We start from the raw sequence: 16,960 nt of genomic DNA on the forward strand, positions 1-16,960 counted from the left end.
TGCCGTTGTGGTAAAGGGAGATGCGGCGCACTGGGGTGCGAAGTGAGGCAAAGCACACGGTTCGGTGGGGCTTCGTGTGCGTCGGGTCTGCCCGGCGGCCGCGTCCCGCGTGCGCCGGCCCCGGTTTCCGCGACCGCCTACCGGTCCTGCACCCGGACGTGGAGCGCGTTGTCCCGGTCGTAGAAGGCCGTCATGGTGACCACGAGTTGCTTCCGGCCGCGCAGCTTGCGCCATGCCCTCCGCAGGAACAGCAGCGGGCGGGGCTTGAGGCGCGCGGCGGGCCGGTAGGTGAGGACGTCGGCCTTGGCGACGATGTCGTCCAGGATCCGGCTGATCCGCAGCGGCGGCCGGTCGTCGGCGTGGCGCAGCCACAACGACCAGGTGTCGGGTGCCGTGCCGACGTGCTGTTCGACGGGTCCGGTCAGCGGCAGTGGCAGCCGGAAGCCGCCGTCGGGCAGCCAGCAGCCGTCGGCGGTGACCTCGTGGTCGCTGCCGGCCAGGCGCATCAGCACCTGCGGTCGGGTGCGTGTGCGGCCCGGTTCGCCGTGGAGGCGTCCGGTGACGGTGATGTCGTGCCGGGTGACGTGGATGTCGCCTGCCTCGGCGTGGACGTCACGGGACCAGGCCCGGATCTCCAGCACCGGCTCGGGTGAGCGGCGGTGGGGGACGAGGTGGCGCACCGGGGAGCCGGGCCGCAGCCGCCGGGCCGCGTCCGTGGAGCCGCGCTGGTCCGCGGAGCGCGCGGTGACGGGTACGTGCGGCCCGCCGGAGGGATGAGCGGCGTGGCACACCCAGGTGCCTTCGGCGAAGTCGTCGCCGGCCGGGATGGTGGCCGTGCCGCCGCTGTCGAAGGCGTACGTGCGCTCGGCGGCGGCCTGCGTCCTGGCGGGTCCGGCGTGCGGGACGCACACGAGCCGCAGCCCGTCGTGGCGGGCCGCGCCGCCGGGTGGGGTGACGAGGGTCACGGAGATCGATCCGTCGGACTCGGCGACGGCGTCCGCGAGCGGTGTGAAGCCGTCGGTGCCGTCCCCTGCCCGTCCCTGGGCCGCCCGCTTCTCCTCGTGAGGTGGCCCGCCGACTGCCGGGTCGTCCGCCCGGTCCTGGGCCGCGCGCGACTCCTTGGGTGAGCCGCCGCCTCCGGTGGAGGCCGTACGCGTACCGCGGGCCGGGGCGGCGGGGTGGGGGCCCGCACCGAGTGCGGCGAAGAGGTCGGCGTACTGTGCGGCGACGGCGCCCGGGTCGAAGCGGCGGGCGTTGCGCAGGGCGGCCTGCCCCATGCTGCGGCGCAGGTCCTCGTCGTCGATCAGGGTCAGCAGCGCCTCGGCCACGGCGTCGGCGTCGCCGACGGGCACGAGCAGGCCGTCCTCGCCGTCCTCGATGATCTCGCGGGGGCCGTAGTCGCAGTCGGTGCTGACCATGGGGACGCCGCATCGCATCGACTCGACGAGGGTCATGCCGAACGACTCGTGGCGGGAGGTGGAGGCGGCGATGGCTCCCTTGGCCCACTCGGGCTCGATGGGCGCGCGGGGGCCCATGAGGAAGACGTGGTTGTGGAGCCGCAGTCTGTCGATGCGGGCGCGCAGTCTCGCCTTCTCCGGCCCCCAGCCACAGATGCGCAGGGTCCACGCGGGCCGCGCCCCGGCGACCTTCGCGAAGGCCGTGATCAGCACGTCGTACTGCTTCTCCTTGGAGAGGCGGCCCGCCGCGACGACGGTGGTGCTCGACTGGTCGGAGGGCGCGACCATCGGTGCGGGCACGCTGTTGGGGATGCACAGCACGCGGGTGGCGGGCAGCCGCATCTGCTCGCGCCAGACCGCCGCGTCGCCTTCGGAAACGGTCACGAAGGCGTCCAGCGCCTCCAGGTGGGGGCGTATCTCCTCGCGAAGCTCCGCCTTGTGGTGATGGTGCGTCATGTGCTCCTGCCCGATGAGCACGGCGCCCCGGGGGGCGAACTGCGCCGCGTAGGCGACGAGCCCGGGCCGGGTGCCGATCACCACGTCGGCGTCCGACGTGGCGTAGTGGGCGCGCACGCGCGCGTCGGTGAGCTTGCTGTACTCCGCGTACCGCGCTTCGCCGCGCGGGAAGAAGGCCGCGGGCGTCAGCTGGTCGGGGTGATGCTTCTCGCAGGTGGGCGAGGAGGGGCGGGTGTCGACGAGGGGGACGACGGTGATGCGGGGGTCGATGGAGAAGAGGGGGATGTCGCGGTGCCGGAAGACCGAGACGATCTCCACGTCGTGCCGGGCGGCCAGTTCCTCCGCGAGGTTGAGCGTGGTGCGGATGGTCCCGCCGATCCCGTAGATCGTGTGGATGAGGAAGGAGATCTTCATCAGGGCCCTGTCAGCCGGGAGTCGGGGCGTCGAGCATCGCCCCGAGAGCTAGACGGGGAAGGCAGCCGGATGGTTCAGTGCGCGGAGGCTTCGGTTACGTGCATCCTCCGCACGGAATCCGTGCTGCTCCCTGCGCCGGGCTGTCCCGACGGCCCGGACAACGCACAGCGCGGCAGTCCGCATCGAGGCGAGACTGCCGCGCAGAGCCGGCCGCAGGCGGCCGCGTCTGGGAATCAGAAGGCGTCGAACTCGTCGAACTCCCGCTGCGCCTCGTCGTGTTCGGCCTGACGGTCCCTGCGGCGCTGGGCGGCCGGCCGGGGCGCTTCGAAGCGGTGGTCCTCGCCTCGGCGGCCGAGCATCTCGGCGCCCGCCATCATGGACGGCTCCCAGTCGAAGACGACCGCGTTCTCCTCGGGGCCGATGGCGACGCCGTCGCCGGCGCGGGCACCGGCCTTCATCAGCTCCTCCTCGACACCGAGGCGGTTCAGGCGGTCCGCGAGGTATCCGACGGCCTCGTCGTTGTTGAAGTCCGTCTGGCGCACCCAGCGCTCCGGCTTCTCACCGCGGACGCGGAACAGCTCGTCGCCTTCCCGGGTCACGGTGAAGCCGGCGTCGTCGACCGCCTTCGGGCGGATGACGACACGGGTCGCCTCCTCCTGCGGCTTGGCGGCGCGCGCGGCGGCCACGATGTCGGCGAGGGCGTACGACAGCTCCTTGAGCCCCTGGTGGGCGACGGCCGACACCTCGAAGACGCGGTATCCGCGGGCCTCCAGGTCGGGCCGGACCATCTCGGCGAGGTCGCGGCCGTCCGGGATGTCGATCTTGTTGAGGACGACGATGCGGGGCCGGTCGTCGAGTCCGCCGTACTGCTGGAGCTCCTCCTCGATGATGTCGAGGTCGGAGACCGGGTCGCGCTGCGACTCCAGCGTGGCGGTGTCCAGGACGTGCACGAGGACCGAGCAGCGCTCGACGTGGCGCAGGAACTCCAGGCCGAGCCCCTTGCCCTGGCTGGCGCCGGGGATGAGACCGGGGACGTCGGCGATGGTGTAGACGGTGGAGCCGGCGGTGACCACGCCGAGGTTGGGCACCAGGGTCGTGAAGGGGTAGTCCGCGATCTTCGGCTTGGCGGCGGAGAGCACGGAGATCAGCGAGGACTTGCCGGCGCTGGGGTAGCCGACCAGCGCCACGTCGGCGACGGTCTTGAGCTCCAGGACGATGTCGAGGACGTCGCCGGGCTCGCCCAGCAGCGCGAAGCCGGGGGCCTTGCGGCGGGCCGAGGCCAGTGCGGCGTTGCCGAGGCCGCCGCGGCCGCCCTGGGCGGCGACGAACCGGGTGCCGTGGCCGACCATGTCGGCGAGGACCTCGCCGTTCCGGTCCATGACCACGGTGCCGTCCGGCACCGGCAGGACGAGGTCCTGGCCGTCCTTGCCGGAGCGGTTGCCGCCCTCGCCGGGCTTGCCGTTGGTGGCCTTGCGGTGCGGCGAGTGGTGGTAGTCCAGCAGCGTGGTGACGGACTGGTCCACGACGAGGATCACGTCGCCGCCGCGGCCGCCGTTGCCGCCGTCGGGGCCGCCGAGCGGCTTGAACTTCTCCCGGTGCACGGAGGCGCAGCCGTGGCCTCCGTTACCCGCGGCGACGTGCAGCTCGACGCGGTCCACGAAGGTGGTCATGGTGGGGTGCCTCCAGCAGTGCGGGGATGTCTCTGCGTGCGTGCGACGCCGGCGGTCGTCCCGGGCGTCGCCTCAGCTGTAACACGCGAAAGGCGGACCCGCTTCCCGTGCGGAGTGCACCGCACGGGAAGAGGGGCCCGCCCTCGCGAAGTGATGCGTCCGGTCAGGCGACCGGAACGATGTTCACGACCTTGCGGCCGCGGAACGTGCCGAACTGCACCGCGCCGGCCTGCAGGGCGAACAGCGTGTCGTCGCCACCGCGGCCGACACCCGCGCCCGGGTGGAAGTGGGTGCCGCGCTGGCGGACCAGGATCTCACCGGCGTTGACGACCTGACCGCCGAAGCGCTTCACGCCGAGCCGCTGAGCGTTGGAGTCGCGACCGTTCCGGGTGGACGATGCGCCCTTCTTGTGTGCCATGTCTCCTCAGTCCCTTACTTCGCGGCCGACGGGATCGCGGTGACCTTCAGCGCGGTGTACTGCTGACGGTGACCCTGACGACGGCGGTAGCCGGTCTTGTTCTTGTAGCGCAGGATGTCGATCTTGGCGCCCTTGTGGTGGTCCACGACCTCGGCCTCGACCTTGATGCCGGCCAGCACCCACGGGTCGCTGGTCACGGCGTCGCCGTCGACCACGAGCAGGGTCGAGAGCTCGACCGTGTCGCCAACCTTGGCAGTGGAAATCTTGTCAACCTCAACGATGTCACCGACAGCAACCTTGTGCTGGCGGCCACCGCTGCGCACGATGGCGTACACGCGGATCTCTCTTTCCTCGCTCGGGTGAACCCCTGACGCCAGCCGCCCACGCGGGCAGGGCCTGCGGCGGGACCGGATGGTCTGGGACGGCCTCTCCCGACCCGGGGCCGGGAGGGAGGTGCTCAGAGGTTGGCATGTATGCAGACATGCCGACGGTCAAGGTTACGGGCCTGCCCCGGACGGGTCAAACCGGGGCCTCCGAGGGCAGTGGCGCCCGCCCGGGCGCCGCGGGTGCCGGGCAAGCGCCCCGCACGGCGGGCGCCGGGCAGGCGACCGCCGCCCCTGTGGCGCCCTCCTCCTTGCTGCCGCACCCTCCCCGCCGCTCCGTCCCGGCCGCCCGTCCGGGGCCTCCCGCCCGGCAGGGGCGGCACGGCCGGCGGGTGCTCGACGCGTATGCTCGGCCCGAAACGTGCCGCCGTTCCCGTTCCCGATTTCCGCCCGGAAAGAGACGCAGACAGTGAACTACAGGGTCCAGCCCACCGCCCAGGTCCACGAGACCGCTGAGATCGGAGCCGGCAGCAGCGTCTGGGAGCTCGCCCAGATCCGGGAGGGCGCGCGGCTAGGCGAGGCCTGCGTCGTCGGGCGCGGCGCCTACGTCGGCACCGGTGTCCGTATCGGCGACAACGTCAAGCTGCAGAACTACGCCCTCGTGTACGAGCCGGCCGAGCTGGGCGACGGCGTGTTCGTCGGCCCTGCGGTGGTCCTCACCAACGACCACAACCCCCGCTCGGTGGACCCCGAGGGCAATCAGAAGCGCGGCGGCGACTGGGAGGCCGTGGGCGTCAAGGTGGAGGAGGGCGCCTCCCTCGGCGCCCGCTCCGTGTGCGTGGCGCCGGTGCGGGTGGGCCGCTGGTCGATGGTGGCCGCCGGCGCGGTCGTGACCAGGGACGTGCCGGACTTCGCGCTGGTCGCCGGGGTCCCGGCGCGCCGGATCGGCTGGGTCGGCCGGTCGGGTGTGCGGCTGGTGGAGCGCGAGGACGGGACCGGGGTGTGGGACTGCCCGCAGACCGGTGCCGTGTATGAAGAGAAGGACGGCGTTCTCACCGAGCGCTGAACTGGACACAGAACGTGAAGTGGCGTGTGCGGCGGTAAGCTCCTGCCCGCATGCCTATAGAAAGGGGTTCACGACCACCATGCCGCTTGGATCACGCGGACGCCGTCCCCGCGTTCTCTACCTCGCGTACTATTTCCCGCCGAGCCGTGCGAGCGGCATATTTCGAGCCCGGGCGACAGCCAACCACTTCGCCAAGGCCGGCTGGGACGTCACCGTCTACACGGCGCCGCGGGAGTTCTTCCAGACGTATCTGCACAACGCGTGCGACCCGTCGCTGGAGGACACCATCGACCCGGACGTGACCGTGGTGCGGCCACCCATGGGGTACTACGCGTGGGAGAAGGACATCCGGCGGTTCGGGCTTCTCCGCCGGAACTTCCCGACGGTGGCCGGGAACCTGTACAAGCTTTTCCAGAGCAAGGTGTTCCCCGAGCACTACCTGACGTGGATTCCCGGGGTTCTCTCGCACGCGGTGAAGGCGCATTTCAAGCAGAAATTCGACCTGATCATCGCCACGGGGAACCCCTTCGTCTCGTTCGCCGCCGCCCAGGTCCTCGGAAAGCTGCTGCGCATTCCGTACGCGGTGGACTACCGCGACTCGTGGACGTTCAACCAGTTCACCGAGGAGCTGAAGTTCCCCGAGGACAGCAAGGCCTTCGAATGGGAGGCCAAGGTGCTGCGGGACGCGGCGGAGGTCGTCTTCGTCAACGACGGCATGCGCCAGTGGCACATCGACCGGTACCCGTACGCGGCGGAGCGGATGACCGTGGTGCCGAACGGCTGGGAGCCGGAGCTGATGGGCGAGCAGGAGTTCGTGCCGCCCGCCCCCGACCGGCCGCTGCGCTTCGGCTACCTGGGCACGGTGACCTCGTACCTGCCGCTGGAGGAGCTCTTCGAGGGCTGGCGGATCGCCCGCAGCCATCCCCTGCTCCGTGACGCCGAGCTCGACATCCACGGGCACCTGGGCTTCTTCCCGCAGGACGTGGCCCCGCTGATGGAGCGACTGCCGCTGGACGAGAACATCGGCGTCCGCTACCACGGCGCGTTCGGGAAGGCCGAGGCCAAGGCCGTGTACGCACGGACCGACGCGCTCGTCTTCTGCGTGCCGGGCGCCCGCTACGTGACGTCCGGAAAGATCTTCGAGTACATGGCGTCCGGCAAGCCCATCGTGTCGGTACACCGCCCGGACATCGCGGCCACCGAGGTCCTGGACGGCTACCCGCTCTGGTTCCGCGGCAGCGAACTGACCGGCGACGACGTCGCCAAGTCGTTCATCGCGGCCGCGGAGGCCGCCCGCGGCGTGGACCGCGCGCAGCACGAGCAGGCCGTGGCCCACGCGCAGACCTACACCCGGGCGGCCACCCTCGGGCCCTGGGAGCAGCGCATGCGCAAGCTGGTGGAGGGGACCCGATGAGCACGAGCACGACCGGCAACGGCCACGTCCTGTACCTCGCCCTGGGCGAGTACCGCGTACGGGCCACCAAGGCCCACGTCGAGACGTTCGCCTCCGAGGGCCGCCCCGTCGTCCTGGTGGTCGCGGACCGCCCCGAGTGGGACGACCTGCCGGACCTCCCCGGTGTCCGGGTGCTGCGGGTCCAGCGGAACAAGAAGGGCTCCCCCTGGCGGGCGGCCCGCAGGCTCCTCCTGGCCAAGGACGGTCCGCTGCAGGGCGCCGGCCTGCTCGTCGCCGGCGACGCGCAGGCCCTGCCGGTCGCGTGGGCGGCGCTGCGCCGCCGTCCGGGGCTGGAGTTCCGCCTGGAGCCGTACGACAACGGCGGCCGGGTCACCGAGCCCGCCGATCTCGCGGTGATCTCGCCGTGGTACCCGTCGCCGAACAACCCGTTCGCGGGCTCGTTCGTCCAGGCCTCCACGGAAGCCGTGCGGGGACACTACGACCGGATCTCCATCCTCCACACCGAGGACTGGGCGGGCAGTGCGCCGGCTCTCCTGGAGGACGCCATCAGGGTCACCGGCGACCGGTTCCTGGACCGGCCGGAGCTGATCCCCGTCATCGACACCCCGGACGGTGTCCTCACCCGCGTCCCGGTGCCGCTCACCACCCGCCGCGGCTACTTCGCCTGGGCGGCCGCGCAGGAGGCCGCCCTGCGCAAGGCGCTCCCCACCGGCCGGATCGAGGCGCCGGTGATCCACGCGCACACCGCCATCTACGGCGGCGTCCACGCGATGCGCCTGGGCCGTCCGGACGCGCGGATCATCGTGACCGAGCACTCCACCTTCCTGGAGAAGATCTTCAAGCAGCCGGCCGGGCGCCGCCTGTACGACGAGGTCCTGCACCGAGCGGACGAGTTCCTGTGCGTCGGCAGCTACCTGCGCGACCAGATCGTCCGGGAGTTCCCGCACCACGAGGGCAAGATCCGGGTGGTGCCGAACGTCATCGACTTCGACCGGTTCACCCCGGAGGCGAAGCCGTCGGAGAAGCTGCTGAACTGGCTGTACCTCGGTCGGCTGATCCGCCACAAGGGTGTCCTGCCGCTGCTGGAGGCGTTCGCTCTGGTCGCGGAGAAGGAGCCGGAGGCCACGCTGACGATGGTCGGCTCGGGTTTCCTGGAGGACGAGCTGCGGGCCCGCGGCGAGGAGCTGGGCCTGGGCGACCGCTTCAAGATCCTCCCGCCGGTGCCGCCGGAGGAGGTCAACGGCCTGATGCACCAGTACGACCTGCTGGTGCACGCGAGCCGCTTCGAGACGTTCGGCATGACGGTCGTCGAGGCCAACGCGGCCGGCCTGCCCGTCCTGGTGACCCGGAGCTACGGCCCCGACGAGACCCTGGAGGGCATCGAGGACCTGGCGGGCGCGCTGATGGACGTCAGTGACGACCCGCACGTCATCGCCGACGCCTACTGGGCGCTGCGGGCGCGGTTCCACGAGCTGGACCTCCCGAAGGCGCGCGCCGCGCTCCTCGCCAAGTACAGCCGCGAGGTCGTCGGCCGCCGGCTGATCGAGCTGTACGAGGGTCGTGCCCCAGCCGTCGAACCGCCGGTCGCGGAGGTGGACGAGCCGGCGGACGAGGTCGCTGCGGCGCCCGCCGAGGAGGCCGTGCCGGCTGCCGCCGCGGCTGCCGAGGGGGCCGCCGACGGGGCCGGGGCGGCCAGCGACGAGTCGTCGGATCCCGGCCGGGTGGTCATCCTGGCCTACACCCCGGCCCGCCCGCACCGCGTCGCCAACTTCGCCAACGAACTGGTCAAGCGCGGCGTGCATGTGGACCTCGTCACCGCGCGAACGGCCGCGTGGACGCGGTCGCGGCTGGACCCGCGGGTGGCGCTGCTCACCATCGAGGACGCCGAGACGTCGCTCGTCATCCCGCGCAGTGAGCGGTTCGTCGTCTACCGCGCACCGCGTGCGGTGCTGCGGCGCGCCGACCGGCTGGCGGAGCGGCAGCGCGACAAGGCGGTGCCCGAGCTGGCGGTGAAGGTCGCCCGGCGCGCCCACAACAAGGTGGCGCACGGCTTCCACAAGAAGGTGTTCCAGCGCGGCTACCGCGTGGTGCGGCCTCGGCTGCTGGCGAAGATCGCGCAGCACGAGGCGCTGCCGCAGCTGCGGCTGGACCTCACGCAGCACGTGTTCCTCGCCGACACCAACGCGACGGTGACGGCCTGGCGGATGGCCCAGGAGCACCCGCACCTGAAGGTCACCAACAGCATGGACCTGCGGCCCTTCGAGCACCTGCCCGTGCTCGACTAGGTCCTCCCGCGGCATGCGCGAAGCGGCCGGTTCCCCTCCGGTACGAGGGGAACCGGCCGCTTCGCGCTGTGCACGCGGCCTCGGCCGTCCGCTTGCGCGGCGCGGCTCAGTCGGCGATCTCCTCCGCGACGTAGGCGCGCAGCCAGCTGCGGAACTCCGGGCCGAGGTCCTCGCGTTCGCACGCCAGCCGGACGATGGCCCGCAGGTAGTCGCCGCGGTCGCCGGTGTCGTAGCGGCGGCCCTTGAAGACCACGCCGTGGACCGGCCCGCCGACCTGCTCGTCGGCCGCCAGCAGTTGCAGGGCGTCGGTGAGCTGGATCTCGCCGCCCCGGCCGGGTCCGGTCTCCCGGAGCACGCCGAAGACGGCCGGGTCCAGCACGTAGCGGCCGATGACGGCGTAGTTGCTGGGCGCCTCGTCCGGGGACGGCTTCTCCACCAGGCCCGTCACGCGGACCACGTCGGCGTCGCCGGTGGGCTCCACGGCGGCGCAGCCGTACAGGTGGATCTGGGCCGGGTCCACCTCCATCAGCGCGACGACGCTGCCGCCCTCGCGCTCCTGGATCTCCACCATGCGCGACAGCAGCGGGTCGCGGGGGTCGATCAGGTCGTCACCGAGCAGCACCGCGAACGGCTGGTCCCCGACGTGAGGTTCGGCGCAGAGCACGGCGTGGCCGAGGCCCTTGGGGTCGCCCTGCCGCACGTAGTGCATGGTCGCCAGGTCGCTGGACTCCTGCACCCGCGCGAGCCGGTCGGCGTCGCCCTTGCGGGTGAGCGCCTCCTCCAGCTCGTAGTTGCGGTCGAAGTGGTCCTCCAGCGGGCGCTTGTTGCGACCCGTGATCATGAGTACGTCGGAGAGTCCGGCCGCCACGGCCTCCTCGACCACGTACTGGATGGCCGGCTTGTCGACGACCGGCAGCATCTCCTTGGGGGTGGCCTTGGTCGCCGGCAGGAACCGCGTGCCGAGCCCGGCCGCGGGGATGACTGCCTTGTTTATCATGACGGGTTTTCGCTTTCGGTGAATGGCGCGAGGCCCTGTCGGTCGCTGACAGGGCCTCGCGTGGGAGTCGCGGCCGGGGGGCGTCGGAGGCCCCGGGTGCGTCGCTCAGCCGCCGATGACGACGCGGCGGACGCCTTCCCAGCGGGCCGGGTCGGTGGTGCGGCGGCCGTCGACCAGGACCGTGACGTCCGGCAGGTCGGAGGCGGCCAGCTCGCGGTACTCGGCGTGGTCGGCCTGGAGGATCGCCGCGGTGACCTTCTCGCCCTGGTGCGGGGTCAGGCCGTGCGCGGCCAGCTCCTCGGCCGTGTACATCGGGTCGGAGACGTACGGGACGGCGCCGCGGGCCTTGAGTGCCTCCACGGTCGGGAAGACGCCGGAGAACGCGGTCTCCTTGACGCCGCCGCGGTAGGCGGCTCCCAGCACCAGCACGTGCACGTCCGTCAGGTCGCCGTAGGCGGCGGCCAGCAGGTCGACGGCGTAGTCCGGCATCGCGGCGTTGGCCTCGCGTGCCGAGCGGACGACGGTGGCCTCCGGGTCGTTCCACAGGTACATCCGCGGGTAGATCGGGATGCAGTGGCCGCCGACGGCGATTCCGGGCTGGTGGATGTGGCTGTAGGGCTGCGAGTTGCAGGCCTCGATGACCTTCTTGACGTCGATGCCGTTCTTGTCGGCGAACCGGGCGAACTGGTTCGCCAGGCCGATGTTGACGTCGCGGTAGGTGGTCTCGGCGAGCTTGGCCAGCTCGGACGCCTCGGCGGTGCCGAGGTCCCACACGCCGTTGGGCTGCGGCAGGTCGGCGCGCTCGTCGAAGTCGAGGACCTGCTCGTAGAACTCCACGCCGCGCCGGGTCGACGCCTCGTCGACGCCGCCGACGAGCTTCGGGTAGCGGCGCAGGTCGGCGAAGACGCGGCCGGTCAGCACGCGCTCGGGCGAGAAGACGAGGTGGAAGTCCTCGCCCGCCTTCAGGCCGGAGCCCTCCTCCAGCATCGGCGCCCAGCGGGTGCGGGTGGTGCCGACGGGAAGCGTGGTCTCGTACGAGACGAGGGTGCCGGGCTTGAGGCCCTGGGCGATGGCCCGGGTGGCGCTGTCCATCCAGCCGAAGTCCGGCACGCCCTCGGCGTCCACGAACAGCGGGACGACGACCACGACGGCCTCCGACTGCGCCACGGCGGCGGCGGTGTCGGTCGTGGCGGTGAGCAGACCGGCGTCGACGGCCTTCTTGAGCTTGACGTCGAGGTCGTGCTCGCCGGGGAAGGGCTCGGTGCCGGCGTTGACCAGCTCGACGACCTTCTCGTTCACGTCGGCGCCGATGACCTTGTGGCCCTTGTCGGCGAACTGCACGGCGAGCGGCAGACCGATCTTGCCGAGCGCGACTACACAGATGTTCATCGGGTCAGTTTCCTCTTCACGGGGGACAAGACGCGGCGCAGTCGCAGGGCCACGCCGGACGAGGGCTCCCAGAGCGGAGCAGTGGTGATGACCAACCGCCCCTTGGGGTTGGCGTTGGCGGAGATCCGGTACGGGACGCGGTCCCTCCAGCGGCGGGCCAGCGGCAGTGGCGTTCCCTGGACCGGCACGGGGATCTCGTAGGTCGAGCCCGCCACGTCCAGGTAGATGCGGACGCCGAGCTTCGCCTTCACCGGCGGCAGCGGGAGCGTCGCCTCCAGCAGCGTCCCGTCGCCGTCCGGCGCGTGGGCCGTCTCCCCCACCGCCTCCGGCAGGTCGGTGCCCACCGGGACCCTCCTGCCGCCGGGCTTGTCCGCGCTCTTCGGCAGGGGCTTGGTGGCGAGCCGCACCGACGCGGAGCCCGCTCCGTCGCCGGCCACCGGGACGCGGACGACGAGACGCGCGGAGAGGTCGTCGCCGTTCTGGAGCCACTCGGCCTGCTCCAGGCGCGTGCCGTCCGCGAGCTGCCTGGGCACCGCCTCGCCGATCACTTCGAAGAGCCGGTCGGGCAGCCCGAGCGCCGGGTCACGGAACCCCGGGTACCGCAGGTAGGCGCGCCCGTCCTCCAGCAGGAGCGGAGGCGCCCCGTGGGCCGCCTCGTCCTCGATGGCGCGTACGAGGTGGTCGACGGCGCCCCGTTGGGCGAGGGCGATCCGGACACGTCGCTTGACATCCATCGAGTCGCGCAGCGCTTCGGTGAAGTAGCGGTCGGCGAGGTCGGCGATGCCGGCGCAGACCTCGGTGCGGGTCGCCCCGTCCAGATGCGGGAAGTCGTCCTGGACCAGCTTGGCGAGCTCCCAGGTGAAGTGGCGGCGCAGGACGTGGTCCCGCTGGGCGCCCGCCTCGATGAGCCCGGCCGTGTGCTCCATGATGCGCGCGGTGCAGCGCAGCCGGGACAGGTGGTTGGCGCGGTAGGTGATGTTCGAGGCGTCCCCGCGCTTGACCGCGTAGTAGTAGGTGTAGTCGGCCAGGACCGAGATCTTCCGGGCCCTTACGCACGCCTCGATGGTGAAGGGCTGGTCGGAGCCGACCGGCATGTCCTCGGGGAAGCGCAGCTTGTGCTGCTCCACGAGGTCCCGCCGGAACAGCTTGGTGTTGGCCAGGGTGAACGGCAGGGCCGAGTCGTAGAGGCTGACGTCGGGGTCGTCGGCCTTGTAGAGCGCCTGGTGGACGTAGCGGCCGTTGGTGCCGACCATCTTGCCGACGACCACGTCCGAGCCGTGCTCGTCGGCACAGGCCACCATCCGCTCCAACGCCTCCTCGCCGAGGTGGTCGTCGGAGCCGATGAAGTACACGTACCGGCCGGTGGCGACGTCGAGGGCCCGGTTGCTGGGTGCGGCGGGGCCGCCCGAGTTCGCCTGGTGGATCACCTTCACCGTGCCGGGGTACCGCTCGGCGAACCGGTCGAGCTCCCGGCCGCTCTCGTCGGTCGAGCCGTCGTCGACGGCCACGATCTCCAGCCGGTCCCTGCCTATGCTCTGCCGCACGAGGGAGTCCAGGCACTGCGTGAGGTAGGGCATCGTGTTGTAGACCGCCACGACGACGGTCACATCGGGTCTGCTCAACGCGATCCAGTCCCCGGACTACGCGGCGGAACCGTTGACGCGGACCGTCTCGCCGGAGGCGGCGGACTCCAGGACCGCCGCCGCGACCTCCACGGTGCGCAGGCCCTGCCGCAGCGTGCAGATGTCGTCGGACTTGCCGAGGACGGCGTCCCGGAACAGCTCGTGCTCGACCAGCAGGGGCTCGCGCTTCGGGATGGCGTAGCGGATCATGTCGCCTTCGGAGACGCCGCGGAAGGCGCGCAGCGCCTCCCACTCCGTGGTGACGGCGGCGTTGGAGTGGAAGGTGAGGTCGGCGGTGAGCGTGTCGGCGATGAAGCAGCCCCGCTCCCCGGTCACCGAGGTGAACCGCTCCTTCAGCGGGCTCAGCCAGTTCACGAGGTGGCTGGCCATCGTGCCGTCGGACAGCTTGCCCACGGCCGACACCATGTCCTCGTGGGGGCGGCCCGACTTGGAGACGGTGTGCGCGGCGATCGACGTGTACGTCTGGCCGGTGACCCAGGCGGTGAGGTCGATGTCGTGGGTCGCGAGGTCCTTCACCACGCCGACGTCGGCGATGCGGTGCGGGAACGGCCCCTGGCGGCGGGTGACGACCTGGTACACGTCGCCCAGTTCACCGGCTTCCAGGCGGGAGCGGAGGGACCGCAGCGCCGGGTTGCAGCGCTCGATGTGCCCGACCCCCGCGACCAGGCCGCGCGACTCGAACGCCTCGACCAGGCGGCGGGCGCCCTCGACGGTGTCGGCGACCGGCTTCTCGATCAGCGCGCACACGCCGGCCTCGGCCAGCTTCAGACCGACCTCCTCGTGGAGGGCGGTGGGGCAGGCGACCACGGCGTAGTCGACACCGAGGGCGATCAGCTCCTCGACGGTCGCGAGCACGGGCGCACCCTGCGCCCAGCCGTTCTTGTCGCCCATCGGGTCGACGACGCCGACGAGCTGGACGTTCTCCAGGCCGGCGAGGACGCGGGCGTGGTGGCGGCCCATCGAGCCGAGGCCGACGAGACCGGCGCGCAGCGCTCCGTTGGCGGTCACAGGCCCTCCCCCAGCGCGTTGACGGCGGCGACGATCCGCTCCAGCTCGTCCTGGGTCAGGGACGGGTGCACGGGCAGGGAGACGACCTCGGCGGCGGCCTTGTCGGTCTCCGGCAGGTCCCAGGTGCGCCCGGCCTTCTGGTCCGGCTCCCAGTACGGCTTCAGGCGGTGGATCGGCGTCGGGTAGTACACGGCGTTGCCGACCCCGGCCTCCGTGAGCTTCGCCATGGCGGCGTCGCGGTCGCCGTGGATGCGGACCGTGTACTGGTGGTAGATGTGGCGTGCGCCTTCCGCGACGACGGGCGTCACGACGCCGGGCGCGGTGATGTGCTCCGACAGGTACGCGGCGTTGGCGATGCGCTGCTCGGTCCAGGCGGGGAGCTTGCCCAGCTGGACGCGGCCGATGGCGGCGGAGACGTCGGTCATCCGCACGTTGGCGCCGACGATCTCGTTGGCGTAGCGCTGCTCCATACCCTGGTTGCGCAGCAGGCGCAGGGTGCGGGCGGTCTCGGCGTCCGCCGTGGTGATCATGCCGCCCTCAAGGGAGTGCATGTTCTTCGTCGGGTAGAAGCTGAAGGTGCCGCCCGAGCCGAACGCGCCGACCGGCGTGCCGTGGAGCGACGCGGCGTGGGCCTGGCAGGCGTCTTCGACGACGGCCAGCTTGTGCTTGTCCGCGATGGCCATGATCTTGTCCATCGCGGCCGGGTGGCCGTAGAGGTGGACCGGCATGATGGCGGCGGTGCGCGGGGTGATGGCGGCCTCGACGGCCGCCGGGTCCAGGCAGAACGTGCCCGGCTCGATGTCGGCGAAGACGACGTCCGCGCCCACGAGGCGTACGGCGTTGCCGGAAGCGGCGAAGGAGAACGAGGGCACGATGACCTCGTCGCCCGGGCCGATCCCCAGCGCCATCAGCAGCAGGTGCAGGGCCGACGTGCCGGAGTTGACGGCCACGCAGTGGCGGCCGTCGACGAGTCCGGAGAACTCCTCCTCGAACGCGGCCACCTCGGGGCCCTGTACGACGCGACCGCTGCGCAGCACGCGTACCGCGGCCTCGATCTCCTCTTCAGCGATCACCGGACGGGCAGCCGCGATGGGCTGCTCGTTGACGCTCGGCATGTGCGTCCTCCTTGGACACCGTAAGAACTCCATGTGACAGGGGTCCGGGGTGTGCGGACGTTGTCGGGCGCCCAGTGAACCCCAACGGCGCGATGCCGACGCCCCGGCCACTCAGGGCTGGGACTGGTCCGGCCCGGAACCGAGTCGGCCACCGTTCGCCTGCGCCCGCGGGTGCTGCGTCTCGGAGTCGACGGGCGTCACATTATCAGGTACGACTCCGCCCAATTCCGGACGGTTAAGGCCCTGGATGACTCGATTCCGAAACAGTCCCCGTGTCCCGCGTCCGAACACCCGGCAGCGGGACACGGACCGGTGCACGAACGGAGCGGAACCGTCCCGGACGCACCCCCACGGGTGCGTCCGGTTCCGGTGCGGTGGCCCCGGGGGCCTCAGCCCTGCGCTGCCGCGGTCCCCGTGTCGGCAGCCCCGGCGGGGGCGGCCTTCTCCGCCGCGGCCTTCTTGGCGGGCGCCTTCTTGGCCGCCGCCTTCTTGGCCGTGGCCTTCTTGGCCGTGGTCGTCGACGCCGCGGCCTTCTTGGTGGCGGTCTTCTTCGCCGCCGCCTTCTTGGCCGTGGTCTTCGCCACTGTCTTCTTCGCGGTGGTCTTCTTGGCGGCGGCCTTGCGGGCCGTCGCCTTCTTGGCCGGGGCCTCGGCCTCCGCCTCGGTCACTTCGGACGCCTGGGTCCCGGCGACCTCCGCTTCGGGTGCCTCCGCTTCGGGTGCCTCCGCTTCGGGCGCCTCGGGCGCTGCGCCCTCGACGGGTGCCGTGGTACGGGGCACCACGACGACCGCGGCCTCCTCACCGCTCGACGGGGAGCCGGCCGGGGCGGTCACCTTGCGGACCACGCGGCGGCGCGGCCGGGCCGGGGCCGCCACGGGGGCGGGCTCCTCCACGGCTGCGGATGCCTCCGCGGCGGCCGGGGCCTCGGGCTCCGGCTCGGTCACCGGCGCCGGGGCGGGCTCCGGCTGCGGTGCGGTCACGACGGACTCGACGACGGCGTCGGACGCCGCCTTCGGGGGCCCTGCCGGAGCGGTGGCCTTGCGGGTCGCGCGGCGACGGGTGCGGCCGCGCGGCGCCTCCTCCGCGACGGGCGCCTCGGGTGCGGGCACCACGGGCGTCTCGGTGGTCAGTGGCGTCTCCACCACCGGCGCGGTGGCCTCCGCCTCGGGGGCGGCCGGTGCCTCGGGCGCGCGCTCCGCCCGGTCGGCGGGTTCGGCCTCCGGTGCCGGCTCCGCGGCGGGCGCGGGCTCGGCGAACGGCTTCGGCGCGCCCGCGGGGGCGGCCGCGCGACGGGAGCGGCGGCGG

The 16,960-nt window shown here is 72.2% G+C and carries 12 protein-coding genes and 1 pseudogene; 3 read left to right on the forward strand and 10 right to left on the reverse strand.

Features of this window, described 5'->3' with window-relative positions:
- Positions 1-137 precede the first annotated feature (137 nt).
- The 4 genes from BJP40_RS30035 to rplU form a co-directional block, all read right to left on the reverse strand.
- Positions 138-2,327, reverse strand: a complete 2,190-nt coding sequence (locus BJP40_RS30035) for a glycosyltransferase family 4 protein (protein WP_071283858.1) — start codon at positions 2,325-2,327, stop codon at positions 138-140.
- Between the two features lie 233 nt (positions 2,328-2,560).
- The gene (gene obgE, locus BJP40_RS30040; protein ID WP_071283861.1) at positions 2,561-3,997 is read right to left on the reverse strand and encodes a GTPase ObgE; all 1,437 of its coding nucleotides are present in this window, start codon (positions 3,995-3,997) and stop codon (positions 2,561-2,563) included.
- A 163-nt stretch (positions 3,998-4,160) separates the two neighbouring features.
- The gene (gene rpmA, locus BJP40_RS30045) at positions 4,161-4,415 is read right to left on the reverse strand and encodes a 50S ribosomal protein L27 (protein WP_071273601.1); all 255 of its coding nucleotides are present in this window, start codon (positions 4,413-4,415) and stop codon (positions 4,161-4,163) included.
- Positions 4,416-4,429: 14 nt separating this feature from the next.
- Positions 4,430-4,750 (reverse strand): 50S ribosomal protein L21, encoded by a 321-nt coding sequence (gene rplU / locus BJP40_RS30050; protein WP_071273604.1) that lies wholly within the window; start codon positions 4,748-4,750, stop codon positions 4,430-4,432.
- A 457-nt stretch (positions 4,751-5,207) separates the two neighbouring features.
- On the opposite strand from rplU, the gene BJP40_RS30055 reads away from it, so the two are divergent.
- From BJP40_RS30055 to BJP40_RS30065, 3 genes are all read left to right on the forward strand, one after another.
- Positions 5,208-5,804, forward strand: a complete 597-nt coding sequence (locus BJP40_RS30055; protein ID WP_071283864.1) for an acyltransferase — start codon at positions 5,208-5,210, stop codon at positions 5,802-5,804.
- Between the two features lie 79 nt (positions 5,805-5,883).
- Positions 5,884-7,218: a glycosyltransferase gene (locus BJP40_RS30060; protein WP_071283866.1), complete on the forward strand. Its 1,335-nt coding sequence runs from the start codon at positions 5,884-5,886 to the stop codon at positions 7,216-7,218.
- The gene (locus BJP40_RS30065; protein ID WP_079171575.1) at positions 7,215-9,503 is read left to right on the forward strand and encodes a glycosyltransferase family 4 protein; all 2,289 of its coding nucleotides are present in this window, start codon (positions 7,215-7,217) and stop codon (positions 9,501-9,503) included. The genes BJP40_RS30060 and BJP40_RS30065 overlap by 4 nt, the downstream gene beginning before the upstream one ends.
- Before the next feature lie 106 nt (positions 9,504-9,609).
- Here BJP40_RS30065 and galU read toward each other — a convergent pair whose 3' ends face one another.
- The 6 genes and pseudogenes from galU to BJP40_RS34760 form a co-directional block, all read right to left on the reverse strand.
- On the reverse strand, positions 9,610-10,500 hold the full coding sequence (gene galU, locus BJP40_RS30070; protein WP_071283869.1) for a UTP--glucose-1-phosphate uridylyltransferase GalU: 891 nt from the start codon (positions 10,498-10,500) through the stop codon (positions 9,610-9,612).
- Positions 10,501-10,605: 105 nt separating this feature from the next.
- Entirely contained in the window at positions 10,606-11,889 is a 1,284-nt protein-coding gene (locus BJP40_RS30075; protein ID WP_071283871.1) for a nucleotide sugar dehydrogenase, read from the reverse strand.
- Complete coding sequence (locus BJP40_RS30080) at positions 11,886-13,511, reverse strand: glycosyltransferase (protein ID WP_071283873.1); 1,626 nt, start codon at positions 13,509-13,511, stop codon at positions 11,886-11,888. Before BJP40_RS30080 ends, BJP40_RS30075 begins: the two co-directional genes overlap by 4 nt.
- 18 nt (positions 13,512-13,529) lie before the next feature.
- Positions 13,530-14,540 carry a Gfo/Idh/MocA family protein gene (locus tag BJP40_RS30085; protein WP_071283876.1) on the reverse strand — a complete coding sequence of 337 codons (1,011 nt, stop codon included), beginning with the start codon at positions 14,538-14,540 and terminating at the stop codon, positions 13,530-13,532.
- On the reverse strand, positions 14,537-15,655 hold the full coding sequence (locus tag BJP40_RS30090) for a DegT/DnrJ/EryC1/StrS aminotransferase family protein (protein WP_071283879.1): 1,119 nt from the start codon (positions 15,653-15,655) through the stop codon (positions 14,537-14,539). Before BJP40_RS30090 ends, BJP40_RS30085 begins: the two co-directional genes overlap by 4 nt.
- Positions 15,656-16,044: 389 nt before the next feature.
- Positions 16,045-16,960 (reverse strand): annotated as a pseudogene (locus tag BJP40_RS34760) (ribonuclease E/G); the annotation flags it as partial.

This window comes from Streptomyces sp. CC53, assembly GCF_001865245.1.
Classification (GTDB): domain Bacteria; phylum Actinomycetota; class Actinomycetes; order Streptomycetales; family Streptomycetaceae; genus Streptomyces.

Excerpts from the sequence above, each read along its gene's own strand:
- BJP40_RS30090 (WP_071283879.1), bottom strand. The coding sequence starts at position 15,655 with ATGCCGAGCGTCAACGAGCAGCCCATCGCGGCTGCCCGTCCGGTGATC.
- BJP40_RS30035 (WP_071283858.1), bottom strand. The coding sequence starts at position 2,327 with ATGAAGATCTCCTTCCTCATCCACACGATCTACGGGATCGGCGGGACC.
- BJP40_RS30060 (WP_071283866.1), top strand. The coding sequence starts at position 5,884 with ATGCCGCTTGGATCACGCGGACGCCGTCCCCGCGTTCTCTACCTCGCG.
- rpmA (WP_071273601.1), bottom strand. The coding sequence starts at position 4,415 with ATGGCACACAAGAAGGGCGCATCGTCCACCCGGAACGGTCGCGACTCC.
- obgE (WP_071283861.1), bottom strand. The coding sequence starts at position 3,997 with ATGACCACCTTCGTGGACCGCGTCGAGCTGCACGTCGCCGCGGGTAAC.
- galU (WP_071283869.1), bottom strand. The coding sequence starts at position 10,500 with ATGATAAACAAGGCAGTCATCCCCGCGGCCGGGCTCGGCACGCGGTTC.
- BJP40_RS30075 (WP_071283871.1), bottom strand. The coding sequence starts at position 11,889 with ATGAACATCTGTGTAGTCGCGCTCGGCAAGATCGGTCTGCCGCTCGCC.
- BJP40_RS30065 (WP_079171575.1), top strand. The coding sequence starts at position 7,215 with ATGAGCACGAGCACGACCGGCAACGGCCACGTCCTGTACCTCGCCCTG.